Origin of the sequence: Mesorhizobium sp. WSM4887, assembly GCF_029625865.1 — a bacterium.
In the GTDB taxonomy this organism is placed as follows: domain Bacteria; phylum Pseudomonadota; class Alphaproteobacteria; order Rhizobiales; family Rhizobiaceae; genus Mesorhizobium.
In genome coordinates, this window is sequence record NZ_JARTVP010000002.1 from 572,765 (window position 1) to 596,824 (window position 24,060).

Below are 24,060 nucleotides of genomic sequence, written 5' to 3' on the forward strand. Positions count from 1 at the left end.
CGGGGAATAGCCATCTCGATCTCGTCCCCAAGCCATCTTTGGTATGCGCTGAAGTCAGCTCTTACTTGACCCTGATCTTGCTCCCGTCGGCAAGCGCAGAGGGCGGGTAGACGACGACGATGTCACCGGGATTTATGTCCTGGGCCACGGCGGCAACGCGTGCCGAAAGCCGCCTAACCTTGATCTCCCGAAGATGTGCTCGGCCTTGATCCACAACGAAGACGTTCCATGCGTCGTCGCGCCGAAACAGTGCTCCCATCGGCACGACAGTTGCCTCGCCAATCTGCTCGACCACGATATTGACCTCGACACGGTAACCGTCTCCGAGGCTGGTCCAGGTCTGTCGCGGCGAGGTTATGTCGATGATGACCCAGACGCGCTGTTCTTCCACGCCGAGCGCGGAGATTTTGGTGAAGCCGGAAGGCTCGACACGCCGCACGACGCCCTGCAAATCCGAAGGCCCGCCCCATCGCGCGATGGTCGCCTTGTCGCCCTGCCTTATACGGGCGGCATCGGTCGTCAACACATCCACCGCGACTTCGAGGTCGCCCGGATCCCCCAGTTCGACCAAAGGGGCCGCCATCGAGACCACGCTCTCGCTTTCCTGCTCGACCCTGAGAACGCGTCCGTCTATGGGTGACAGCACCGAAAAACCTTCACCCGGATCTGGATTGCCGACGGATTGAAGTGCTGCGCGGGCCTGTTCCAGGACATGAGTCGCGGCATGCGAGCGGCGCTCGGCGGCATCCGCCTGCCGGCTTGCGGACTGAAACAGCGCTTGCTCTCTTTCCAATTGCGCAACGGCCGCCACATTGCGCTGGGCAAGCTGCTTGGTGCGATCGAGATCCGCGCCAGCCTGAGCCAAGAGGACCTTCGCCTGCTCGTGGAGCGCTTCGGCCTCTTCGACACCAGCCTCGGCCGCGCCGACCTGGGCCTCGAGCTCTTGTCGCACTCGTAAATCCAGCAAAGGAGAAACAGGCGGTGTGATGGTCGCCAGTTTTTGCCCGGTATGCACGACATCACCGGCCTTCAGCATCAGCCGCTGGACGCGACCCGACAAAGGCGCCGACACCATATAGCGATCGCGCACGCGCGTGCGGCCGTCTTCTTCGATCGTGTCCTGAAACGTCGTCGTCACGACGTCGGCGGTCTCGACAAGTATCGGCTGCGGCAAGAGGAGCCAATAGAGGCCCGCCGCCGCGATCAACACCAGCAACACTCCACCAACGAACGAGGCAGGCCGGTGCTTCATGATCAGTCTCGGGTCTTGAGGACGGCTACCAGATCGAGCGTATCGATCTTTCGGTGGATCATGATGAAACTGGCGAAGGCCGCGGCGATCACCAGGAGCGAGGCTATGACGTAACTGCTCGGATCGATCACAGCGGGAATTTGGAACGACTGGCTCGCTCGCGCGGAGGCAATCAGCTCGATCAGGTAGCGCCCGATCAGAAGTCCCAATGGAATCGCCACGACAAGCTCGGCGACAAGCTCGCTGACAACGACTGCCGACACTTCGTACCGAGTTAGCCCGATAATGCGCAGACCGGCTAGTTCCCAGGCGCGCTCCTGCAGGGCAATGCGTGCGCTGTTGTAGACTACGCCTATCGCGATCAGCATTCCGAACCCCGCCAGGATCAGCGCGCCGATCAGCACCATTCCGCCGATCGTGTCGTTGAATAGCGCCAACCAGAGAGCCTTTACCGAACTTCCCTCGATCCTCGGCATCGACTTTATCCTGGACCAGGCCAGTTCGGATTGAGCCGGGTCAATCCTGAGGGCCGCGACGTTTGCAACAGGACCTTCCCTCATCACGTGATTGAGCGCGCTGCGGTCCATGGTCACCGACGATCCCAGAATGTCGTCGGAGATCCTGCGGACTGCCACTTCTCTGATCTGCCTGGTGCCTTCGAGCACCTCGATCGACACTGTGTCTCCCACATGGAGATCGAGCTGGCTCGCGATCTGCCGGCTCAGCATGATCCCGTCTGCCGGAACGGAGATTGGCTGCAGCACCTTGTCCCTTGGAATCTTGAGCTCGGAGCCGGAATCGAGGCCGATGGCGGACGTGCGATAGGTCCGGTACCCTGTGCGCAATCTGACAGGAACGACTCTTTGGGCTTCGGCTTTCAGCACTCCGGGCAGCGCCATCAATTCGTACAGTGCGTCCGTGGAAACAGGTTCGGTAAAAGTGAGAAAGACGTCGCCGCGCTCGACCCTGCTGAAGCTGACATCGATCATGTAGTCGATGGCGTCGAACCAGTAGAGCCCGAACAAGATAAGTGGAATGGCAAGGGCGATGCCGATGGTCGATAACAGCGTCCTGATCGGCCTGCCCAGCGTTGTGCGGGCCGCAATGATATACTGCAGGGGAATGACGCGGGTCCCTGTCGTCTGGAGCCACGCGAAGGTCTGGAGAGCAGGCGGCGTTGCGGGTCGCATGGCTTCGGCGGGTGGAAGCACAGCTATTCGATACACCGATGTCGCAGCCGCAAGGTTCGCGGCGACGACGCTGACCAGCGTCGCGGCAACGAGAAGCCACGGCTCGAACCGCGCCTCCAGCGAAGGAAACCGGAAGAAGGCGCGATAGCTGCCCACGACGCCAATGGCGAACCAGCACCCCAGGACGAGGCCTATGGCCGATCCCAGCAACGCAATGGCCGTGACCAACTTGAAGTAGTGAAGCGCGATGGTGCCGTTGGTGAATCCCAACGCCTTGAGCGAAGCGATCTGTCCGCGTTGCGCCCCGACCATTCTGCCGATGACGACGTTAAGCAGAAACGCCGCGATGCCGAAGAAGACGGACGGCATGAAGATGCTCAATGTCTCCTGCTCCGCCAACTCGTCTTCAAGAAAGCGGTGCGAGGGCTGATCGCCGCGATCGTAGGCTCCGGTTCCCCGTATGGAGCCAGCAAGCGGTCCACCTCATCCAGCACGGGCGCAAGACTTGCCTTCGGGGCCAGCGTCATCGCCACGTCGTTGAATGCGCCTTTCATGTCGAACGCACTGGCCACCGCATCCTCGGCGGCCCACAGCACGACGTAGTTCCGATCGTCGGGAAGCGGCACCGCGCTCCGCGTGGCAAAAACGAACTCGGGCGACAAGGCGGAACCGACGACGCGAAAATCCTGCAGGCGCCCGTTGAGGACAACGTCAATGGATTCTCCCATCCGCACGGCACGTGCCTCGGCATAGGCTGCGTTGATGATGACCTCTTCCGGATGCAACGGGTCGGGCCAGCGCCCTTGCACTAGGTGCAGACGATTGAGCAGCGGCTGCCCCTCGGCTGGCAGCGAGATGATGCGGCCCGAGATCGGCAGGTTGGTGTCCTCGCGAACTATCCGCACCGGCTTCGCAACCCGCGGTTCGACGATGCCTATCCCATCGATCTCACGCAGTCGGTTGGCGATGACCAGCGGCGCGCGCGTCATGCCGGCAAAGAGGTCGGCGAAGCGCTCGTAGCGGTAGTGGCCCTCCATGGCGCCGACAAGCGCCCGGTAATTCGACACGGACATCACGAAGACGGCCACGCCGGCGGCGACGAGCATTGCGATGCTGAGAACTTGAACCCGCATCGACCAGAGATCGCGCAGCACCTTGATGTCGAGTACGTTCACCATTGCACGTCCTCGGCGGTGATGCGGTTCGGATTCGGTTCCTCCCTGACGATGCGCCCACAGCTAAGCCGCAGGACGCGATCAGCCATTCCAGCGATGGCCGAGTTGTGGGTGATCACGATGGTCGTCGTGCCGAGCTCCGCGTTCACCTTGGCGATCGCTGCAAGAACCAGCCGGCCGGTGTCCACATCCAGGGCGCCGGTCGGCTCGTCGCAAAGCAGGATGTCGGGTCGCTTTACAATCGCGCGTGCCACGGCGACGCGCTGCTGCTCCCCGCCTGACAGCTGCGATGGGAAATGGCGTGCGCGATGTGACAATCCGACAAGTTCGAGCGCCTCCTTGGGGTTCATCGGAGCGCTGGCGATCTGCGCAACCAGCCGCACATTCTCCTCGACACTGAGGCTGGGTATCAAATTGTAGAACTGGAAGACGAAGCCGACATGCTCGCGCCTGTACGTCGTTAGCTCATCGTCACCAGCTCCCGTCAGTTGGTGATCATGCCACTTTGCCGAGCCTGACGTTGGAGCGTCCAGTCCACCTAGGATATTGAGAAGGGTCGACTTGCCCGACCCGGAGGGCCCCAAGAAGGACGATGAACTCGCCTTGGCGAATATCGAGATCGACATTCTTCAGGGCGGTCACTTGCGATTCGCCCGAGCCATAGACCTTGCTCAGCCCGCGAGCCGCAAACACCGGGACCGGCAGCAGCGCCGCCGAACTTTCCGCCTCTCGCTCGTGGCCTTGCATGTGGGACTCCGGTCTCGCCGAGGCAACAGCGCTGCCAAGGCTGGGCAGGTACCTGAGAGTGTTGTCTCGGATCTTCGCTGGCCGGTATTGATGTCGTACTAGGCGCGGGCAACGTCGTGATCATCGAAGGGGTAGAAATGGACTGCCTTCAATTTGACCGGCATGTCATAGCCCTCGATGAGGACCTTGACCCATTGGTCGCCTAGATCATCTTGCCAGGTCTCGGTAACGCGGCATCTTACGGCCAGATCCATGCCGACCTCGATCCTGTCCATTCTCTGTGCCATCATGGACTCCTGTTCTCTTTGTGGCGCCTCCGCGCTCCCTTTCTGTCGTCCAGGGCAATCGCCCCGGCTACATCGACATCTCCGGTTCAAGTGCCCGTTCCTTCGCCGGCTCCGGCACCTCGGTCATGGTCGCTTCTGTGAGGAGTAGTATCCTGGCGACAGAGACGGCGTTCTCCAGAGCGATCCGGACAACCTTGGTCGGATCGATGATGCCGGCCTCGACCAGGTCGACATATTCCTTGCGGCCGGCATCGAAGCCGAAATTTCCTTTGCCTTCGATCATCCTGGCGATGACCACGCCGCCGTCGGCGGCGGAATTCTCGGCGATCTGGCGCACGGGCACTTCGAGCGCGCGCCGGAGGATCTGCACGCCAGTGCGCTCGTCGCCTTCGCAACGCGCTTCTTCCTCGGTAACCGCGCCAATGCAGCGGAGCAACGCCAAGCCGCCACCAGGAACGATGCCCTCCGCGACAGCCGCCTTGGTGGCGCTGATGGCATCGTCGAGCGCCTCCTTCTTGGACTTCATTTCCGCTTCCGTCGGTGCGCCCACCTTGATGACGGCCACGCCGCCGGCGAGCTTGGCAAGCCGCTCCTGAAGCTTCTCGCGATCATAGTCGCTGGTCGTATCGATGATCTCTCGCCTGATCTGCTCGACGCGCCCTCTTATGGCCTTCTGGTCGCCGCTGCCACCGATGATCGTGGTGTTGTCCTTGTCGACAACCACGCGCTTGGCGCGCCCCAACTGGGCCATTGCAACGCTCTCGAGCTTGAGACCTAGGTCTTCAGAAATCACCTGCCCGCCTGTCAGGACGGCAATGTCCTGCAGCATGGCCTTGCGGCGGTCGCCGAAGCCCGGCGCCTTCACGGCGCAGTTCTTGAAGGTGCCGCGGACCTGGTTGACGATGAGCGTGGCAAGCGCCTCGCCCTCGACGTCCTCCGCGATCACAAGCAAAGGTGAACCTGATTTCGCCACGGCCTCGAGCAGCTTGATGAGGTCGTTGAGCGTGGAGATCTTCTTTTCGACGATAAGCACGAGCGCGTCTTCGAGCACCGCTTCCATCTTTTCGGTATCGGTCGCGAAGTAGGGAGAAAGGAAGCCGCGGTCGAACTGCATGCCTTCAACCACGTCAAGGACGGTCTCGGTGGTCTTGGATTCCTCGACCGTGATGACACCTTCGCCGCCGACTTTTTCCATGGCCTCGCCGATCAGTTCGCCGATGAGCGGATCATTGTGCGCGGAGATTGTCGCCACCTGTTCCTTCTCGCGTCTCGTCGAGACCGGCCGCGATATCTGCTTGAGCGTCTCGATTGCGCGCTTCGCTGCACGGTCGAGTCCCCGCTTGATGTCGATCGCGCTGGCACCAGCAACGACGTTGCGCACGCCATCGGCAAACATCGCATGGGCGAGGATCGTTGACGTGCTCGTTCCGTCACCGACCATGTCGCCGGTCTTCTCGGCGGCCTGTCTCAGCATGCGCGCGCCGAGATTCTCTTCCGGGTCCTTCAGGTCGAATTCCTTGGCGATCGTCACCCCATCGTTACAGACGATAGGCGCGCCCCATTTCCTTTCGATCAGAACCGACTTCGAACGTGGACCGAGCGTCACCCGCACTGCATCGGCTAGTTGGGTCGCGCCGCGAAGAATCTTTTCGCGTGCCGCTGAGCGGAACAATACCTGTTTGTGAGCCATGGTCTTCTCCGGGTGTCAGGCCGGTTTACATAGCTCTCTTATCGCCGACCGGCTTTGATGCGCATCAATTGACGCATCTGCGTGTTGACCGCGATCAATGTCGACAAGGTGTTTGGCTGCTCTGCTGCCGTCTGCTCACATCAGGAGGCAGTCATGCGGACGAACGAAACACCGCACTACGATGCCAGCGTCAACACGACTGGTTGCTGTCCTAGGTTCAACCCGGGTGGCTGGGACGACCAGGAACTGCACTTCGCCGACAAGCCGTTCGTCAGGGCGACAACCCACAGCGTCATGCATGTTCCGGTGAACATGGGCAGCGTTTTCGCGCGCGTCAACGAGCACATCGACGAGGCCGGCGCCTCGGCCGAAGGTCAGTTCATCGTCCTCAGCCGCGATCTCTCGCCCTGGAAAACCGAACACCTTTTTTCGATATCGAAGGTGGTGCCCGAGGAGGAAATGACAACGCTGACGGGCGACTTCATCACCAGGGTTTTCGAAGGGGCGTTCGAGCAGGTGAGGGGCTGGCATGAGGAAATGCTTCAACTCGCGCGCCAGCGCAATCCCAAAGCCAGCGACGTGTATTTCTTTTATACGACCTGCCCAAAATGCGCAGCGGCCTATGGCAAGAACTACGTCGTTGGCGTCGCCGCCGTGGCTTAGCTCCCGCTGGTCAACGCCTTGCGGTGCCACAAAGGATTGGGATATCCGCTTGCTTGCGTCATCCGGGTCAATCTTCGCTCGTCCTTTGGAGGAGCCTTGGCAATGAGTCGAATCGGCGGTTTCCTGCTGGTCATGCTCATCGCCATTGCGACCACTAGCGGTGTGGCTCTCTTTTTTTACAGGAACGAGCTTGGTCGTTTACGCCACGCCGTCAGCCAAGGCAGTCTGGTCGCCAACCTCGACATCGGCCCGATCGAATATGCCGACAGCGGCGCGGGTATTCCGCTGCTGTCGATCCACGGCGCTGGCGGCGGTTTTGACTTGGGACTCGCCCTTGCTGCTGATCTTGCGGGTGGGGGCTTTCGGGTCATCGCGCCGTCGCGCTTCGGCTATCTGCGCACGCCCGTGCCGCGAGACGCCTCTCCAGCCGTGCAGGCCGACGCGCACGCAGCGCTGCTTTCAAGACTGAACGTCCCCAAAGCGGTGGTTGTCGGTGTTTCGGCCGGCGCTCGTTCGGCGGTCGAGCTAGCACTGCGGCACCCCGACAGGGTCGCCGCTCTCGTTCTGGTCGTCCCAGCCCTTTATTCGCCCACCAGTCCCGTTTCGATTAATGTGAGCCTCGGCAACAGGTTCGCATTCTGGGCCGTCAATGCCGGCGGCGATTTCGCCTGGTGGGCCGCTGAGACCGTCGCACCGTCGATACTCATTCGCTTTTTCGGCGTTCGGCCGGCGCTGGTAGCGTCGCACCCCAAGCCGAGAGGGAGCGCGTCATGAGCTTCGTCAGGAGCGTCGAGCCGCTGTCGCTGCGTTTTCCCGGAATCAAGATCGACAGCGTCCCCGAACTGCGTGAGCTGCCGTTGAAGGAAATCACCGCGCCGACAATGATCATCTCCGCGCGCGATGACCTGTTCAACACGCTGCCGGCAGCCGAATTCGCAGCTGCTAGGATCCCCGGTGCAAAGCTGGTCGTCTATGAGACCGGTGGACATCTTTTGGTTGGACACGCGCAGCAGGTTCGCTACGCGGTCCGCGTGTTCCTGGAGGGAGCGGGCGTGATTCGGTGATCCGATGGCCCGGACGCCGACAAGGGCTGTTCTGCATCGGCGTTAGGAGTCGGACACCGCGCCTTCTTCCGCCTTCCCATTACGTCCAAGGGTCGGCATCAGCCAACGCACCAGGCCGAGTCCAAGGAGCGCTAGCGCCGTGAAGGCCGCGCCTGCCAGGAAGGTCATCCGCGGCCCGAACAAATCCCAGAGCGTGCCCGCCAGCAAGCTGGCTGCCAGCAGCGCCAGCCCGCCCAACAGATTGAACATCCCGAAGGCCGTGCCCCTCAGTTCCAGCGGAGCCGTATCCGCGACGAGCGTTGCCAGAAGCCCTTGCGTTAGCCCCATATGCAGGCCCCAGAGAGCCACGCCGAGCGCTACGCCGACCAGATTTTCGGGAAATGCCAGCACGAAGTCCGCGGCAATGAGGATCAGGAAGCCGAGAATAAGCATCGTCAGACGATTGACGCGGTCGGAGAGCACCCCGGCCGGATAGGCTGCGAGCGAGTAGACCACGTTCATGACGACCAGCACCAGCGGGACGAGCACGATCGGCAAACCCGTGCCTTGCGCGCGCAGTATGAGAAACGCTTCGCTGAATCTGGCCAATGCGAACACGGTGGCGACGCAGACGACCAGCCAGAAGGACGATCCTAGGTGCTTGAGCTCGGGCAGGCTCAGGGGAGCACGCACTTGGCGCAGGTCGGCGCGCCGAGCCGGCTCACGGACGGCTGCGACCAACAGCGCGACCGCCAGAAGGCCGGGAGCGACCGCGACCCAGAACACGGTCCGAAACTGGTTGGCAGTCAGCCACATGAGACCTTGCCAGGAGCGGTCCGATAAACGCGCCAACCGTGTCGAGCGCCTGGCGAAGCCCGAAGCTTGCGCCGCGCGCATGAGCGGGGGCGATGTCTGCGATCAGGGCATCGCGCGGAGCATCGCGAATGCCTTTTCCAACGCGGTCGACAAAGCGAGCCGCCACGAGCCAGCCGATCGAGGAAGCCAGCGGGAATGCCGGCTTGGTGAAAGCGGCGAGGCCGTAACCGATGACCGCCAGCAGCTTGCGTTTCCCCAGCCAATCCGAGAGCGCGCCCGAAAAGACCTTAGTGATGGCAGCTGTCGCCTCGGCAATGCCTTCGATGGTGCCGACCGCCACCATTGACGCTCCCATGACGGTGACAAGATAGACAGGCAGCAAGGCGTGGATCATCTCCGATGAGACGTCCATCAGCAGCGAGACGAAGCCCAGCGCCCAGATCCCCGCTGGGATGGTCCTCAAGCGGACAGGGGTGGCTTGCGGAGTCTCGAACTGTTCCATCGCTCTCTTCGGCTGTTCGACTTTGATCATGCGCTCAGCATGGCGAATCCGGCGGCCCCGTCCATCTCATTGTATTGCCGTGCGCACGATACACGGCACGCCCCGAACGCGGTTGATCTCGCGCAAAGTGGATCCCGATCGACGGCGTAGAATGGTTTTCATTCAAGTTGGAGCAAGCCAATGCAGAAGGCTTTGATGAAGTCCGTCGCGGTTGCGAGCGCAGTTCCGGCCCTTTTGCCCATTGCGGCGTGGGCGCAGGCGCCGTCCGACATCGGAAGGTACGAATGGGGACCCCACATGATGTGGTGGGGCGGAGGTTGGTATGCCATGATTTTCGGTCCGCTGTTCATGATGCTCTTCCTCGCGGTGCTGGTGGCGGCCGCGGTCCTTCTCGTCCGCGGGCTGGGCGGACCGTGGTCGGGACCAATGTCGCCGCATCACCCGGTCGCGGGCCGCGCACCGCTTGACATTCTCAGGGAGCGATTTGCGCGTGGCGAGATCGACAAGGAGGAGTTCGAGGAAAGGCGTCGTGTGCTCGGCGAATAAGTTCCGAGAGGGCATCCAAAACGAGGCTAGGCTTCGAACCAGGTGCCCTGACGCCGCTTGACGATCTCCGTCGCGTCCTCTAGCCGGCCGATCGCCGCGGGATTGCCCGTTGCCTGAACGAACTCGGTCGCGGCACTGATCTTGGGCCCCATCGAGCCGGCGGGGAAATCTTTCCCTGACAGTTCCTTGGCGCCGACATTGCGCAGTGCGCGGGCATCCGGCGTGCCGTAGCCCACATAGACTGCGTCCACATCCGTGAGCATCAAGAGCATGTCGGCCTTCAGCTGGCGCGCCAGCAGCGAGCTGGCCAGATCCTTGTCGATGACGGCTTCGACGCCGACCATGCCACCATCTTCGCGCGCGACAACAGGAACGCCGCCGCCACCGGTACAGACGACGATGACGCCATGGTCGATCAGGAAGGAAATGACGGACGCTTCCAGAATCTCGACCGGACGGGGCGAGGGCACAACCCTGCGCCATTTATCGCCATCGGGCGCAATGGACCAGCCGCGCTCTCCTGCGATCCGCCGCGCCGTCGCTTCGTCATAGACCGGGCCGATCGGCTTTGTCGGGTTGGAAAATGCGGAATCGCGTGGGTCGACTTTCACCTGCGTCAGCAGTGTAGCGTACAGTCGTTGAGAGGCGAGATTGGCAAGCTCCTGTTCGATCATGTAGCCGATCATGCCGGCGCTTTCCGCACCAAGAACGTCGAGTGGGAAGGCGCCGCCGGACGAGGCCGCCGACTGTAGCGCGAGCAGCCCGACCTGCGGACCGTTGCCATGCGTGATCACGAGCGAATGGCCTTCGTCGATCAGCGCGGCGAGGGCGGACGCGGCGCGCTTGACGTTGTTGCGCTGGTTTTCGGCGGTCATGGGTTCGCCGCGCCGCAACAGCGCGTTCCCGCCGAGAGCCGCAACGATCAGCATGTCAGTTGCCGATCGTTGCGACGAGCAGCGCCTTGATCGTGTGCATCCGGTTTTCCGCCTGGTCGAAGACGATCGAGGCGCCAGACTCGAACACCTCGTCGGTCACCTCCATGCAGTCGATGCCGAATTCGCGCGCGATATAGGCTCCGACTTCGGTTTCGGTGTCGTGGAATGCCGGCAGGCAGTGCATGAACTTGACATGCGGATTGCCGCTGGCCGCCATCACTTCTTTCGTCACCCGATAGGGCGTCAGAAGACGGATGCGCTCCGGCCAGCCGGACTTGTCCTCGCCCATCGACATCCAGACGTCGGTGTAGATGAAGTCGGCATCCTGGACGCAGCCCTTCATGTCTTCATCGAGCCGGAAGCGGCCCCCGCTGCGCTCCGCGAGTCCCCTGACGTGGTTGCAGAATTCCTGGTCTGGCCACAGCTCCTGCGGCGATGCGACGCGCATGTCCATGCCGACCTTGGCGGCTCCCAATGCCAGCGACTGGGCGACGTTGTCGCGTCCCTCGCCGACGAATGCGACGGTCATGTCCGACAGATGCTTATGCGTGAACTCACGCATCGTCATGAAATCGGCGAGGGTCTGCGTCGGGTGCGCTTCATCCGTCAGGCCGTTGTAAACAGGCACGCCGGCGTGCGCCGCCAGCATTTCGGCCTGGTGCTGGGCAAAGCCGCGATACTCGATGGCGTCATACATCCGCCCGAGCACGCGAGCTGTGTCCTTCATGGATTCCTTGTGCCCGATATGGCTGCCGGACGGGCCGAAATAGGTGACGTGCGCGCCCTGATCATAGGCCGCCACCTCGAACCCGGTTCGTGTGCGGGTCGAATCCTTTTCGAAGATGAGGGCGATGTTCTTGCGAACCAGGCGGGGTATCTCATGCCCAGCCTGCTTGGCGGCCTTCAGATCGGCGGCCAGCTTCAGAAGGAAGCGGATCTCTTCGGCCGAAAGGTCATCCAGTGAAAGCACCGAGCGGCCATGCAGGTTGATCGACATTGGATGTCCTTTCAGATCGGGTCGCGTGCGACGGGGCAGGTCATGCAATGGCCGCCGCCGCGGCCGCGGCTGAGCTCGGCGCCCTCGACGGTGATCACCTCGATACCGGCGCGACGCAGAAGGGTGTTGGTGTAGACGTTGCGGTCGTATCCGATGACGACGCCCGGCTCGACCGCGACGACGTTGTTGCCGTCGTCCCATTGCTCGCGCTCGGCCTCGTAGCGGTCGCCGCCGGTGGCGATGATCCGCAGCGATTTCAAGCCCAGAGCCTCCGCCACGACCTTTGTGAAGGGGGCGTTCTCTTCCTTGACCTCCACCGCCGCATTGCCGTCTCCGGGCCGGATCGAGAAGCAGCGCAGCCTGTCGACCACCGGCGGGTACATGGTGGCAAGGTCCCGGTCGCAGAAGGTGAAGACGGTGTCGAGATGCATGAAGGAGCGGTCGCGCGGCATCAGCGCTGCGATCACATGTGTGGCTTCGCCGGCCGCGAACAGGCTGCGGGCGAGATCGCCGACTGCCTGCGGCGTGGTGCGCTCCCCCATCCCGACGAGAACGACGCCGCCGCCGACGGGCATGACGTCGCCGCCTTCCAGGCTGATACCTGTTCCCGCCTGGGGTGACACGAATGGAACGCCACTGTCACGGAAATGCGGGTGAAAGCGATAAACCGCCTCGACATTGGCCGCTTCCGGTCGCCTGGCAGGCCAGTACATGGCATTCACGGAGACAGAGCGGTAGATCCAGCAGGAGCTGTCGCGGGTGAAGAGCTGGTTGGGCAATGGCGGCAGGACGAAGTCCTGAGGCGCGAGCGTTCTTCCCGTCAAACCCTTGGGTTCGAACGGCAGCTCGGCGCGAGCGATGCCGCCGACCAGACAGGTTGCCAGCAGGCCGGCCGACATTTCGTTCAGCCAGCCTCGCATCTCGTCGACCATGTCAAGGCCAACCACGCCGGCGTGCACCCGGCGATCTAGCAGCCAGTAGCGCGCCTTGCCGATCCCCATGGTCGCGGCGAGGAGTTCGCCGAACGAATGAACCACCACGCCGCGCTCACGCAAGGCATCGACGAAGACGTCGTGCTCCTGGCGCGCCCGCTTTACCCACAACACGTCGTCGAACAGCAGCGACTTGCAGTTGTCCGGCGTCAGCCTGCGTAGGCTGAGATCCGGCCTGTGGACCATTACCTCGCGCAGGCGACCGACCTCCGAATGAACCCCCAGATTTGCCATGGGACGACTCTCAAAGCGCGCTGACGGCGCCGGTCCACATCTCGTAGACGGCAAGGATTGCGACGGCGACGAGCGCGACTGCGATGATCGCCTCCACGGGGTGGAAGGCGCGCTGATTGGCCTCGCGGCGGGCCCAGACGTAGAAGATGATGCCCGGTGCATAAAGGATCGCGCACATGAACAGATACGCAGGCCCCGCCGCATAGACGAGCCACAGCCCGTAGATCGTTGCCAGCACGCCGGCGATGAGGGGGCCGGAACGCCGCTCGCCGCTCTCATAGCTCTCCCCGGTCAGCGCAAGTTTCGCGGCAAAGGCGCCCGAGAAGATGTAGGGAACGAGAATTGCCGCCGAGGCGATGTAGAAAAGCGCCTGGTAGGTGCTCTGAGCGAAGAGTGTGATCACCAGAAAGCCCTGGACAAGCAGATTGGTGATGAGCAGGGAGGTCGAGGGGACGCCGCGTTCGCTCTCGTTGCCGAAGAACTTCGGCATCGTTCCGTCCTTGCCGGCGACATGCGGGATCTCGGCGGCAAGCAGGGTCCAACTAAGGAAGGCGCCGACGACCGAGACGACGAGCGCAAGATTGATGAGCACGGCACCCCAAGGCCCGATAACTGCCTCCAGCACGCCCGCCATGGATGGGTTCTTAAGGGCGGCCAGTTCGGGTTGGCTCAAAATGCCGAGCGAAAGCAGCGATACCAGCGCATAAAGCGCGAGGCAGGTGAAGAAGCCTAGTACTGTCGCGGTGGCGATGTCCTTGCGGCGCTCCGCCCGCGCGGAGAACACGCTGGCGCCCTCGATACCGATGAACACCCACAGCGTCACCAGCATCGTGCTCTTCACCTGAGTGGCGATCGAACCGAGGGAAGCGTTGGCGAGTCCAGTGAAGTCGAGCGACCAAACATTGAGCTTGAAGGCGACCGCGACAACCCCGACGAAAAGGACCACCGGAGCGATCTTGGCCACGGTCACGAAGGTGTTGACGATTGCAGCCTGGCGAATGCCTGCAAGAACGAGGAAATGGATGATCCACAAAAGGATCGATGCGCCGAGCACTGCCTGCCACGTGTTCCCGTCACCGAAGGCTGGGAAGAAATAGGACAACGCGCTGAAGACGATTACCGCGTAGGACACATTGCCGACCCATGCGCTGATCCAATAGCCCCAGGCGCTGTTGAAGCCGATGAAGGGGCCAAAGCCGGCCTTGGCGTAAGCGTAGGGGCCGGCATCGAGGTCCGGTCGGCGCACCGCCAGCGACTGGTAGACGAATACCAGCGCGAGCATGCCGACCGCCGTGACCGTCCAGCCGATCAGGATAGCAAGTGGACCAGCGCCGGCCGCCATATTCTGGGGCAGGCTGAAGACGCCCGAGCCCACCATCGAGCCGATGACGAGTGCCGTAAGCGATCCCAGCCTTAATTTCGTCGATGCTGTGGTTGCGGCTTCCTGGATAGGGACATTGATGTCTGTTGTGGCCATCGGGCCCTCCCACCTTTGGAGTGATGGGCGCATTCAACAGGAAGGAGAGGTCGGCGGCCTTGACGCTGGTCAAATCCAGCTCGTTGCCGGGGGCCGTTCAGCGCAGACAAGCTCGTATGGACCTACAGGAGTTGTATGACGCCGTAACCCGCAGCTGCCGCAATCAAAGTCATGCCGGCCACGGGCAGCCAGAACCTCGCCGGTCCTGCGAATGCCGCCAGGCACAGGCGTCCAACAGCGTTTGCCGCAAGCGCCGTCAGCACGGCGTGTCCGATCGTCTCGACCGGGATCGACTGCTTAACCAGGCGTAGAGCACTGAGCACCGAAGCGTCGACATCGAACGCTGCCGCGACCGCAGAACCCGCAAGCAGGCCTCGTTCCTCAAATTGCGAAGCCAATGCAGCGCTCGCCGTCGAGGCGACCGCGAAAAGCATTGCAAAAGCCAGCAACGGCGCCACTTCGAACGGATTGCGCGTTGCGGCAGGGGTCTCCGGCTCTTGGCCCTGAATTGCCAATGCGATCGCTCCGCAGGCGGCGAATACCAGGGCCGCCGCAAGCGCGGGGGTGGCGATGAACGATGCCACACTTGGCGTCATCATCGTGACAACGAGGCAGACACGCAGGATCGAGACCATGGCGGCCAGAGAAGCGGCGCCTGCAAAAGACAAGGAGCTGTTCGCTCCGTTGGCCGTGCGAGCCAGCGACAAGGTAACAGCGGTGGATGAGATGACCGCGCCGGCAAGGGCACTGACAATCAAGCCACGTGCGTTTCCGAGGACGCGTACTGCGACGTAACCAGCGAAGGAGATCGAGGCCATCAGCACTGTCAGGAGCCAAATCTCGCGCGGGTTGAAACCGCCCCAGGGATCCAATGTGCGGTCGGGGAGCAGAGGCAGCACGATCACGGTCATCGCCGCGAGTATCAATGCCGAGCGAAGCTCTATCCAGGTAAGGCGCTGCAAGAGTCCGTGCAGAACCTCGCGGCTTGCAAGCAGTGCGGCGAGGGCTGCGCCACCCGCGGCTGCAACGCGGAAATCGCCCGCTACGCAGAGCGCTCCAAGGACAAAGACAGCCAAACCCGCAATAACGGTCGTAACACTGAAATCCTCGTCATGCGCAGCTTCGCGCGCCTTGTACCAGGCAAAGATGCCGGCAAAGACGAGAAAGCCGGCGATCAATACGGAAATCGCATTGAGCGCTTCGGCCAACGCCGCGATGACACCGCCGAGAAGTCCCGTAATGCCGAATGTCCGGATGCCCGCAGTGCGGCTCCGATCGGGTGCATCGCGCTCTCGCCAGCCGCGCTCCAATCCAACGAGGAGGCCTATCGTCAGGGCGACACCAAGTTGGACTATGAGCGAGTCCATGGCGGGGCCTCAGGTCGGCCGCATATGCGGCCAGCCGCATCGACCGGCAGTTGGCTTGGCACGGCTTCCGCATGACCGCGCTGTCGAAGGGTTAGCTCTCCGACGCCTCGCGGCCCGAAACTTCCATGATGAAGATGCTGAAGAATACATGAGGAAGATGCTCCGCGTCTGAGGATGCGGTCGGCTTGAGCGCGCCTGGCTCCCACCAGTCGGCGTGCTTGCTCAGCAACGACCATGCGTGATCAAGCTGCACCTCGTGTCCGATCCGATGGGATAGTTCCTCATAACGGCCGTCGACGACGACGCTTTTCCAACCTCGGGCGGTGCTGTGTTCATCGACTTGCACCGACACAAGTGGATTGATGCGCATCCAGTCGATCTTCTTGCCCACCATCGAAAATGCATAGAGACGGTTGTCTGCGTAGGTATAGTAGAACGGCACGATATAAGGTTGTCCGTCCTTCGCGCAGGCCAAGCGACCGACGCGATGGGCCATCAGCAGCTTGGTGCATTCCAAAGTGGAAAGGGTGCGGATCTGCATCGCGGAACTCCTAGGTGCCGGCCTCATGCCGCGATTTGCTTGCGGCGTTTGCGCCGGAACGTGCTCTTTCGACAGCATTGCGGCGATCGTCGCGAGCCAGCGCCACCATATCAAGCACCTCGCTGTCGGAGAGTTGCGGAAAGGTGCCATAATAATAGCTGAGCGCCCGGAAGCGGGCAGGCTGGTTGAGGCAGATCGTCAAATCCGCTTCCTGCGCGAGCTCGTCAACGGTCTCCGGCGGTGCGACCGGAAGCGCTACGATTATCTTTCGCGGCGAACGTCGCTTCAACGCGCGGATAGCCACCTTCATCGTCGTTCCGGTCGCCGCCCCGTCGTCAACGACAATCACCGTTTTGCCGGCCACTGACAGAGGCTGCTCTTTTCCGCGATATATTGCCCGGCGTTGCTCCAATTCCGGCCGTTCCTGCGCGATCAAAACACGAAGGGCGCTGTCATCGAGAGCGTAAGCTTCGACGATTTCTCGGTTGAGAACGACGTCCGGCGGGTCTCCGTCCACGATGGCGGCCACGGCAAGTTCCGGATTTCCTGGCGCTCCGACTTTACGAACGATGACCAGATCCAGGGGTGCCTGGAGAGCCTTGGCCACTTCGGCCGCTATAGGAACGCCGCCGCGCGGCAAGGCGAGTACAATTGGATCCTGCAGTTGGAGGCGCTCCAGCGAGGCACCGAGCTTTTGCCCCGCGTCTTGGCGATCGCGAAACATCGGTCATTCCTCCGGCCAGAGTTGGCGCAGCGACTTCTTCATCGAGTTTCGGACCTGGACGATCTCGCCGTGGGAGATATGGCGGTCGAGGAGCTTGAACACCGCTCCAATAGCCTTGTCGACGTCGATCTCCGGCTCGTAGCCAAAACTGTTGCGGACGCAGATGACGAAGTCGCGCTTCTTCCGTTCCCACGCCGGTTCGGCTGGGTTCCAGCCTTCGAAGTAAATGCCTCTGATCAACGTCGGCAACTGTGCCGACAGATCGGCCATTTCCTCGGGCGAGAGCCAGTCGCGCAAGGCATGGAGGACCGACTTCAACAACCGAAACGCGCTCTGCTCATTCCAGTCCAGATCCTTGGCGAGTTCGTTCACCCATTGCTGCGCCTGCTCGGCGGCATGGGTGAGGGAAGTATGCGAAACAGAGTGTGTCATCTTTGCGATCCTTCAGATCTGTTTCTATTGTCGCTTGCTGGACACTTTCGCGCATTGCGCCGGATCAAGTTTGCACCTTGGAGCTAGCCGCCCGCGTTGTTCACCAGCAGCGGAATGATCCGGTCGGTTTTGGCGACGGCAGGCCTGCCGGCGGCGCCATAGGGAATGCCCAGCGCATCCCAGGTCTCGACCAGCGCGTCCTGCAGTTCGGCGATCAGCGCATCCGAATGGAACGGCGTCGGCGTGATGCGCAGCCGCTCGGTGCCGCGCGGCACCGTTGGATAGTTGATCGGCTGGATGTAGATGCCGTGCACGCCGAGCAGCCGGTCGCTCGCCATCTTGCAAAGCTCGGGATCGCCGACCAGCACCGGCACGATGTGGGTGGCGGATTCCATCACCGGCAGCCCGGCCGCGGCAAGCACCTGCTTGGTGCGCGCCGCCTGACGCTGCTGCGCGTCGCGCTCGGCCTGCGAGCGCTTGAGGTGGCGGATGGAGGCGGTGGTGGCGGCGGCGATGGCCGGCGGCAGCGCGGTGGTGAAGATGAAGCCCGGCGCATAGGAGCGCACGGCGTCGATCACAGCGCTGGTGCCGGTGATATAGCCGCCCAGCGTGCCGAAGGCCTTGGCCAGCGTGCCCTGGATGATGTCGATGCGGTCGGCCAGGCCTTCGCGCTCGGTGATGCCGCCGCCGCGCGGCCCGTACATGCCGACGGCATGGACCTCGTCGATATAGGTCATGGCGTTGTAACGCTCGGCGAGTTCGACGATCTGCTTGATCGGCGCAATGTCGCCGTCCATGGAATAGACGCTTTCGAACACGATCAGCTTGGCGCGTTCGCGCCCTGCCGTCTGCAAGAGGCTCTCCAGATGCGCGACGTCGTTGTGACGGAAGATCTTCTTCTCCGCGCCCGAGCGGCGCACACCTTCGATCATCGAGGCATGGTTCAGCTCGTCCGAGATGATCAGGCAGTTGGGCAGAAGCCGGGCAATGGTCGAGATCGAGGCCTCGTTGGAGACGAAGCCGGAAGTGAACACCAGCGCCGCTTCCTTGTCGTGCAGGTCGGCAAGCTCATGCTCGAGCTCGACCAGCGGGTTCGAGGTGCCGGAAATGTTGCGGGTGCCGCCGGCACCCGAACCCATCTTGCCGGCAGCGCTCTGGAAAGCGGCGATGACATCGGCGTTCTGGCCCATGCCGAGATAGTCGTTGGAGCACCATACGGTGATTTCCTGGGCGCGGCCGTTGGAACGCCAGACGGCGCGCGGGAACTTGCCCACGATGCGCTCGAGGTCGGCGAAAACGCGGTAGCGACGCTCGGCGTGGAGCTGGTCGATCGCATCTTCGAAGAACCGCTGATAGTTCATGTCCGAAGTCCTGTTTAGGAGAAAACCGTGGCAAATCCTTCAATAGCTTTTGCCGCGTGAGCGCGGTGCTCACATTGAGCCAGATCAAATTCCCATGCACGCACCTGCAAACATTGCCGATCGGTCTTGCCAGGCGCCGAAGTCCGAGGGGCCGCAGAATGTGAACAAACCGGGGTGGGATGCACGCTACGTCCGGTTTGAAATGAGAACGTCAAAACGACATTCGAGGGATTGTCGTGGACAGATTCATTACGCGGGCCAACATCGCCCATTTCGAAGATTTGCTCGCCCGGGAGAATGGCCCGGTGATGCGGGTCATTGAAGACTTGCTTGCGCGCGAGTGGAGCAAGCTTGAAATCGCGTAACGGCAAGCTGACACGGAAAAGAGGAATGCTCCTTCCAAGCCGGCGATCAGCCTGGATAAGCCAATTACAGCCAAGCTGGAAAAGCAGGGCCAGCGCACCTTCCCGTGCACTGGCTCTCGCAGGCGCCGTTAGGCGGCCTTGACGGTGATCTTCTTCTCAGCTTTCTGGGCTTCCGCCGTCTTCGGCAGCTTCACGGTCAGCACGCCTTTGGCGAAGCTGGCGTCGATCTTGTCGGCATCCACTCCTTCGGGCAACTGGAACGAGCGCTGGAAGGAGCCATAGCGGCGCTCCGAGAGATAATAGTCCTTCTCCTTCTCTTCCTTTTCCTCGTTCTTCTCGCCCTTGATGGTCAGAATGTTGTTCGCGAGCTTGATATCGACGTTCTTCTCGTCGATGCCCGGCAGTTCAGCCGAAATCTCGAAACCGTTGGCCTTTTCCACCAGGTCCATTGCCGGAGCTACCGGCCAGGCAGTGCTGCGGAACGTGGGCAGGTCGCGGCCGAAAAGCGAGCGGGAGGACGGCAGCCGGAAGTCAAAGGGATGGAAGGGATGGAAGTCGTCGAAAAGCCGGTCGACCTCGCGACGCAAGCTCTCGAGCGGCGTCGTCCAGTTGTCGGATCTCGGCGACGCAGGAGCGGCTTTCTCGGTTTTCACGGGCAGTTTGGTGGCGGCTTCGGCCATGGTTCTCTCCATAGAACAGGTTGATCGGCAAGTGCCGCTGCCTCTGCTCTTCCCACCAGGATTGCCACGAGGCGTTAGAGCCGAGGCCAGCGGACCCGCTCGGTAGGCGTCCTTGCGAGACCCGTCCCATCACTTCGCGATTTCCGCGTGTGGCGCGGATCGTCGCGCGCGTGTGGTCAAGCCATGCTCAGCCTATCGAGGCAAACATCGAAGCACCGCTTTGAGCTGCGATCTTTGATCCGCGTCAAACAAAGCGAGGACGGGTTGGCACCAACGCGGGTGATGCTGCGTGGCAGACCATGATCTCGATTTGACGGCAGCCAAGGCAACGCGCTCCGGCGATCGCTATCTGCTGCTCCATCAACGGAGCCACGACCATGGATTTCAAAGGCAGGACGGCGATCGTTACCGGGGCAGGGTCTGGAATTGGCGCGGCCATTGCCTTGAGCTGGCTCGCCGTGGAGCCCGAGGCCCTGCATCAAAGAACCGATGCGCGGCGATGGAAAGTCGTGCCGTTCGAAAAATGATTCAAGTCAAAGCGTCAGACCATTCCTTGGATCAGGATAGCTCGATGTGGAATCCCATCGCGAGCGCGCCATCTGGCCCCAGTCTTCAACTGGCTGTCTTTGATCAGGACGGTGCGCATGTGCTCGTATTCCCTTGTAGGAAAGAGCTTTTGGGCTGGAAAAACGCCGCTACCGGCGCACGGGTCGACGTTCATCCCACCCACTGGCGTCCATGGGATCCCGAGAAGAGTGACTGGGATCCAATGCAGAGTTCACACTAGAGCAATTCCAGGGAAGGTGTGTCGGTTCTCCGTCTGGAATTGCGCAGAATACTTAGAGCGGTTGGGCGGTTTCGCGAAACGCTGAACCGCTCTACGTCTTCGGATCGGCTATCAAAGCCATGCGCACCAGATGTGACAGGCTCCCAGCGCCCATCTTGCTCATAACGTTCGCGCGGTGAATTTCCACGGTGCGCGGACTGATGCCGAGATCATAGGCGATCGTCTTGTTCGGCAATCCGGAGACAAGCCCGTCGAGCACCTGGCGCTCGCGCTCCGAGAGCTTGGAAAGATTCGCACGGATCTCCACTGCTTGCGGATGCGTGGCAACAGCATGATTGCGACTGCCCAGGGCTGACCGGATCGCCTCGATCAGCACCTCGTCGTCGAACGGCTTCTCGATGAAGTCTGCGGCTCCCTCCTTCATCGCCTGGACGGCTAGAGCAACATCCGCGTGCCCTGTCATCACAATGACCGGAACGGCATGGCCGCGTCCTCTCAGTTGCCGAAGGAATTCGATGCCGTCTATGCCGGGCATGCGCACATCGGTTACGATGCAGCCGTCAATCTCCTTCGTTTCCGTTGCCAGAAACGCGCTCGCGGATTCGTGAAGGCGTACGGCAAAGTCGGCTGTCGCAAGGAGAAAACCCAGCGACTTGCGCACATCGATATCGTCGTCGACCACATGCACGACATCACTGGCCACGGGCAACCTCTTCCTTTTCGACGGCGCGCAAGGTGAACCGGAACGCTGTGCCCCCACCGGGCACTGACTCGGCCCAGATATGCCCGCCATGCGACTCGACGATAGTGCGGCAAATGGACAGCCCCACGCCCATTCCTTGTTTCTTGGTGGTCACGAAAGGTTGGAAGAGCTGGGCTGATACCTCCGGCGCCAGCCCCGGCCCGGTGTCGATCACGCCGACTTCCGCCATGCCATCGTGCCTGGCCGCTGTGACGATGTGTAACTCTCGGCGCGGCGCACCCTGCATGGCCTCCACCGCGTTTCTCATCAGGTTCAGTAACACCTGTTCGATCTGGATGCGGTCGGTCAAAACAAGTTCGGCGGCTGGATCAAGCTCGTAGGTGACACGCACATCCGCTTCCCTGGCGCCCACCAACGCGAGCGAGGAGGCGTCTTCGATCAGAGACGGCAGGCGCTCAACCTGGCGCTCGCTTTCTCCCCTGGCGACAAAATCCCTGAGGCGACGGATAACGTCGCCAGCGCGCAGGGCTTGCTCGGCCGCTTTTTCGACGGCGTCCCTGAGCAGGGCCGCGTGCTGATCATTGCTCTTTTCCAAGAGGCGCCGGCTGCCCTTCAGGTAGTTCGTGATGGCCGTCAGCGGCTGGTTTATCTCATGCGCCAATGTCGAGGCCATTTCGCCGAGCGCGGTAAAACGTGCCATGTGCAGCAGCTCCTGCTGCTGCTCCTGCATCCTGGCCTCAGTCCTGTGGCGATCCGTCAGGTCGCGGCAGAAGCCGGTGAAGAAGCGCCCTGTTCCCGGATGCATTTCGCCGACAGCCAGTTCCATCGGAAAGGTCGATCCGTCCTTGCGCATCCCGGTCACCGTGCGGCCAAGTCCGATAATGCGGCGTTCTCCCGTCTTCAGGTAGCGCTGCATGTATGCGTCATGCTCCTCCCGGTAGGGCGAGGGCATCAGCATCTTGACGTTCTGCCCGATGACCTCGCCGGCCTCGTAGCCAAACAACATCTCCGCCGCGGTGCTGAAGGACTGGATGTTTGCACTTTCGTCGATGACGATCATCGCATCGGGAACTGTCGCCAGGATCGAACGCAGGTGATCCTCGCGCAGCTGCAGCGCAGCATTGGCGAACGACAGGTCGCTGACGTCGGTGCCTTGAACAAAGATGGCAGTGATCTGGTCGTCGGCCGCTCTGACGGGCTGATAGACGAAGTCGAGGATCCGTTCCTCGGCGGCGCCTGTTTCGACGTTCCGATAGACGACCTTGACGCTTCGACCCACATAGGGTTCGCCGGTTTCGTAGACGCGATCCAGCAGCTCGAAGAAGCCTTGACCCTCCAGATCGGGAAACGCTTCTCGCACGGATTTGCCGATGACCTGCCGCTCACCGACCATCCGTCTGTAGGCTGCGTTCGCGAATTCGAACACGTGGCCTGGTTCCTTCAGCAGGGTCATGAAGCCGGGAGCCTGGTCGAACATCCGCGCGAGAAGCTGACGTCCGGGCACATCGTCATGCCTTGCCGGAGGAATTGACGGAACGGGCGACTTGGCGACCACGTCCGCGGAAGAAGCTGACCCCTTCTCTGTCACGTCTTGCCCTGCATCGAGAACACTGCCGGTGGCAGATTTAGCATCCAAGCATCCATTCGCAAACAACTCGCTCCCTTATTTTGACCCACATCAAAGTGCTTCGCCCCCCGAAGGAGCATTAGGGAAGCCCACTCTGTGAGGTGCCCGCATGTCCTACAAAACGATTGTCGTCAACTTGGCCGTCGATGCGGATCCCGCGCCAATCGTGAAGCTTGCGGCGGAAATGGCGCATCGCTTCGATGCTCACCTCGTCGGCTTCGCTGCCGCGGATGTTCCGCCCTTGGTGGCCACGGGTGAAGGCCTAGTCTATGAAGGCGAGGTCATGCAGGTCAAACGGCAGGAGATCGAGAAGCGTCTTGCCGAACTGCGTGACATCTTCGAGAGGCTTGTCCCGCACTCCATCAGCAGCGAATGGAAACAATATATCTGCGGTCCGACTCGCGCCCTGGGGCTGGTAGCCCGTTCAGCTGATCTCATCGTGACCGGCGATGGCAACGACGATGTCTTCCGTGCGCTCGACATAGCAAGCCTGGTACTCGGGGCCGGTCGCCCTGTGCTGGTTGCAGCGGTCAATGCTGAACACCTGGTCGGGAGAACCGTCCTGGTCGCTTGGAAGGACAGCCGGGAAGCACGAAGAGCCCTATCCGACTCTCTGCCGTTCCTTGCCAAAGCCAAGGAAGTTGTCGTCGCCACGATGGAGACTGCCTCGGGTGAGGATGTTCGCGACAGCCTCGCCGATGTGGCGGTGTTTCTGGAACAGCATGGCATCATGGCGCGAACCGAAGTGATCGCTAGTACCGCGGATGGCGAGGCGCTGGTGACATTTGCTCGTTCGATCCACGCCGATCTGATCGTTTCCGGGGCCTACGGACACAGCCGGCTCAGGGAATGGGCCTTTGGCGGCATCACACGCTCCCTGATCGGCGAGAGCAGCATCAGCCGCCTGCTTTCAAATTGACTGCACGA

General features: G+C 61.8%; 24 protein-coding genes and 2 pseudogenes. 7 read left to right on the top strand and 19 right to left on the bottom strand.

Features of this window, described 5'->3' with window-relative positions:
• Window positions 1–61: 61 nt before the first annotated feature.
• The 6 genes and pseudogenes from P9230_RS11195 to groL all read right to left on the bottom strand — a co-directional run bounded on the left by P9230_RS11195 (window position 62) and on the right by groL (window position 6,341).
• A complete protein-coding gene (locus P9230_RS11195) occupies window positions 62–1,252 on the bottom strand; it encodes an efflux RND transporter periplasmic adaptor subunit (RefSeq protein ID WP_278118931.1) in 1,191 nt (396 codons plus the stop codon).
• 2 nt (window positions 1,253–1,254) lie between these two features.
• On the bottom strand, window positions 1,255–2,823 hold the full coding sequence (locus tag P9230_RS11200) for an ABC transporter permease (protein WP_278118934.1): 1,569 nt from the start codon (window positions 2,821–2,823) through the stop codon (window positions 1,255–1,257).
• On the bottom strand, window positions 2,820–3,617 hold the full coding sequence (locus tag P9230_RS11205; RefSeq protein WP_278118936.1) for an ABC transporter permease: 798 nt from the start codon (window positions 3,615–3,617) through the stop codon (window positions 2,820–2,822). Before P9230_RS11205 ends, P9230_RS11200 begins: the two co-directional genes overlap by 4 nt.
• A pseudogene (locus tag P9230_RS11210) lies at window positions 3,614–4,364 on the bottom strand (ABC transporter ATP-binding protein). The gene P9230_RS11205 and the pseudogene P9230_RS11210 overlap by 4 nt, the downstream one beginning before the upstream one ends.
• A 98-nt stretch (window positions 4,365–4,462) precedes the next feature.
• Entirely contained in the window at window positions 4,463–4,651 is a 189-nt protein-coding gene (locus P9230_RS11215; RefSeq protein WP_278118938.1) for a hypothetical protein, read from the bottom strand.
• 67 nt (window positions 4,652–4,718) lie between these two features.
• Window positions 4,719–6,341, bottom strand: coding sequence for a chaperonin GroEL (gene groL, locus P9230_RS11220; protein WP_278118940.1), 1,623 nt, complete (start codon window positions 6,339–6,341; stop codon window positions 4,719–4,721).
• An 84-nt stretch (window positions 6,342–6,425) separates the two neighbouring features.
• On the opposite strand from groL, the gene P9230_RS11225 reads away from it, so the two are divergent.
• The 3 genes from P9230_RS11225 to P9230_RS11235 all read left to right on the top strand — a co-directional run bounded on the left by P9230_RS11225 (window position 6,426) and on the right by P9230_RS11235 (window position 8,068).
• Entirely contained in the window at window positions 6,426–7,004 is a 579-nt protein-coding gene (locus P9230_RS11225) for a hydrolase (protein WP_245475435.1), read from the top strand.
• Between the two features lie 102 nt (window positions 7,005–7,106).
• Window positions 7,107–7,778, top strand: coding sequence for an alpha/beta hydrolase (locus tag P9230_RS11230; protein ID WP_278118943.1), 672 nt, complete (start codon window positions 7,107–7,109; stop codon window positions 7,776–7,778).
• Window positions 7,775–8,068 carry an alpha/beta hydrolase gene (locus tag P9230_RS11235; protein ID WP_278118945.1) on the top strand — a complete coding sequence of 98 codons (294 nt, stop codon included), beginning with the start codon at window positions 7,775–7,777 and terminating at the stop codon, window positions 8,066–8,068. Before P9230_RS11230 ends, P9230_RS11235 begins: the two co-directional genes overlap by 4 nt.
• Before the next feature lie 42 nt (window positions 8,069–8,110).
• Here the strand turns inward: P9230_RS11235 and P9230_RS11240 are convergent.
• A pseudogene (locus P9230_RS11240) lies at window positions 8,111–9,365 on the bottom strand (MFS transporter).
• Between the two features lie 180 nt (window positions 9,366–9,545).
• On the opposite strand from P9230_RS11240, the gene P9230_RS11245 reads away from it, so the two are divergent.
• Window positions 9,546–9,911, top strand: coding sequence for an SHOCT domain-containing protein (locus tag P9230_RS11245; protein WP_206520498.1), 366 nt, complete (start codon window positions 9,546–9,548; stop codon window positions 9,909–9,911).
• 26 nt (window positions 9,912–9,937) lie between these two features.
• Here P9230_RS11245 and arcC read toward each other — a convergent pair whose 3' ends face one another.
• From arcC to hemA, 9 genes are all read right to left on the bottom strand, one after another.
• Window positions 9,938–10,840 (bottom strand): carbamate kinase, encoded by a 903-nt coding sequence (arcC, locus tag P9230_RS11250; RefSeq protein WP_127248343.1) that lies wholly within the window; start codon window positions 10,838–10,840, stop codon window positions 9,938–9,940.
• A 1-nt stretch (window position 10,841) separates the two neighbouring features.
• Window positions 10,842–11,843, bottom strand: a complete 1,002-nt coding sequence (gene argF, locus P9230_RS11255; protein WP_127248344.1) for an ornithine carbamoyltransferase — start codon at window positions 11,841–11,843, stop codon at window positions 10,842–10,844.
• A gap of 11 nt (window positions 11,844–11,854) precedes the next feature.
• Window positions 11,855–13,069: an arginine deiminase gene (locus tag P9230_RS11260; RefSeq protein ID WP_278118949.1), complete on the bottom strand. Its 1,215-nt coding sequence runs from the start codon at window positions 13,067–13,069 to the stop codon at window positions 11,855–11,857.
• A gap of 10 nt (window positions 13,070–13,079) precedes the next feature.
• Window positions 13,080–14,546 carry an arginine-ornithine antiporter gene (gene arcD / locus P9230_RS11265; RefSeq protein WP_278118951.1) on the bottom strand — a complete coding sequence of 489 codons (1,467 nt, stop codon included), beginning with the start codon at window positions 14,544–14,546 and terminating at the stop codon, window positions 13,080–13,082.
• Window positions 14,547–14,668: 122 nt separating this feature from the next.
• The gene (locus tag P9230_RS11270; RefSeq protein WP_278118954.1) at window positions 14,669–15,913 is read right to left on the bottom strand and encodes an MgtC/SapB family protein; all 1,245 of its coding nucleotides are present in this window, start codon (window positions 15,911–15,913) and stop codon (window positions 14,669–14,671) included.
• A 91-nt stretch (window positions 15,914–16,004) separates the two neighbouring features.
• Window positions 16,005–16,454: a pyridoxamine 5'-phosphate oxidase family protein gene (locus tag P9230_RS11275; RefSeq protein WP_278118955.1), complete on the bottom strand. Its 450-nt coding sequence runs from the start codon at window positions 16,452–16,454 to the stop codon at window positions 16,005–16,007.
• A 10-nt stretch (window positions 16,455–16,464) separates the two neighbouring features.
• The gene (locus P9230_RS11280) at window positions 16,465–17,178 is read right to left on the bottom strand and encodes a phosphoribosyltransferase (RefSeq protein ID WP_278118956.1); all 714 of its coding nucleotides are present in this window, start codon (window positions 17,176–17,178) and stop codon (window positions 16,465–16,467) included.
• Window positions 17,179–17,181: 3 nt separating this feature from the next.
• On the bottom strand, window positions 17,182–17,610 hold the full coding sequence (locus P9230_RS11285) for a DUF2267 domain-containing protein (RefSeq protein ID WP_128203491.1): 429 nt from the start codon (window positions 17,608–17,610) through the stop codon (window positions 17,182–17,184).
• Between the two features lie 83 nt (window positions 17,611–17,693).
• Window positions 17,694–18,971, bottom strand: coding sequence for a 5-aminolevulinate synthase (gene hemA, locus P9230_RS11290; protein WP_278118959.1), 1,278 nt, complete (start codon window positions 18,969–18,971; stop codon window positions 17,694–17,696).
• 236 nt (window positions 18,972–19,207) lie between these two features.
• Here hemA and P9230_RS11295 point away from each other — a divergent pair, with 236 nt between their 5' ends.
• Window positions 19,208–19,336, top strand: coding sequence for a hypothetical protein (locus P9230_RS11295; protein WP_278118961.1), 129 nt, complete (start codon window positions 19,208–19,210; stop codon window positions 19,334–19,336).
• Window positions 19,337–19,464: 128 nt separating this feature from the next.
• Here P9230_RS11295 and P9230_RS11300 read toward each other — a convergent pair whose 3' ends face one another.
• Window positions 19,465–20,016, bottom strand: coding sequence for an Hsp20/alpha crystallin family protein (locus tag P9230_RS11300; RefSeq protein ID WP_278118963.1), 552 nt, complete (start codon window positions 20,014–20,016; stop codon window positions 19,465–19,467).
• Between the two features lie 377 nt (window positions 20,017–20,393).
• Here P9230_RS11300 and P9230_RS11305 point away from each other — a divergent pair, with 377 nt between their 5' ends.
• Window positions 20,394–20,543 (top strand): 3-ketoacyl-ACP reductase, encoded by a 150-nt coding sequence (locus P9230_RS11305; RefSeq protein ID WP_206520499.1) that lies wholly within the window; start codon window positions 20,394–20,396, stop codon window positions 20,541–20,543.
• A gap of 351 nt (window positions 20,544–20,894) precedes the next feature.
• Here the strand turns inward: P9230_RS11305 and fixJ are convergent, their stop codons facing one another.
• Window positions 20,895–21,506 carry a response regulator FixJ gene (fixJ, locus tag P9230_RS11315; RefSeq protein WP_245475444.1) on the bottom strand — a complete coding sequence of 204 codons (612 nt, stop codon included), beginning with the start codon at window positions 21,504–21,506 and terminating at the stop codon, window positions 20,895–20,897.
• Window positions 21,496–22,983 carry a PAS domain-containing sensor histidine kinase gene (locus P9230_RS11320; protein WP_128203382.1) on the bottom strand — a complete coding sequence of 496 codons (1,488 nt, stop codon included), beginning with the start codon at window positions 22,981–22,983 and terminating at the stop codon, window positions 21,496–21,498. The genes fixJ and P9230_RS11320 overlap by 11 nt, the downstream gene beginning before the upstream one ends.
• A 259-nt stretch (window positions 22,984–23,242) precedes the next feature.
• On the opposite strand from P9230_RS11320, the gene P9230_RS11325 reads away from it, so the two are divergent.
• Window positions 23,243–24,052, top strand: a complete 810-nt coding sequence (locus P9230_RS11325) for a universal stress protein (RefSeq protein WP_278118967.1) — start codon at window positions 23,243–23,245, stop codon at window positions 24,050–24,052.
• The last annotated feature ends 8 nt before the right edge of the window (window positions 24,053–24,060 follow it).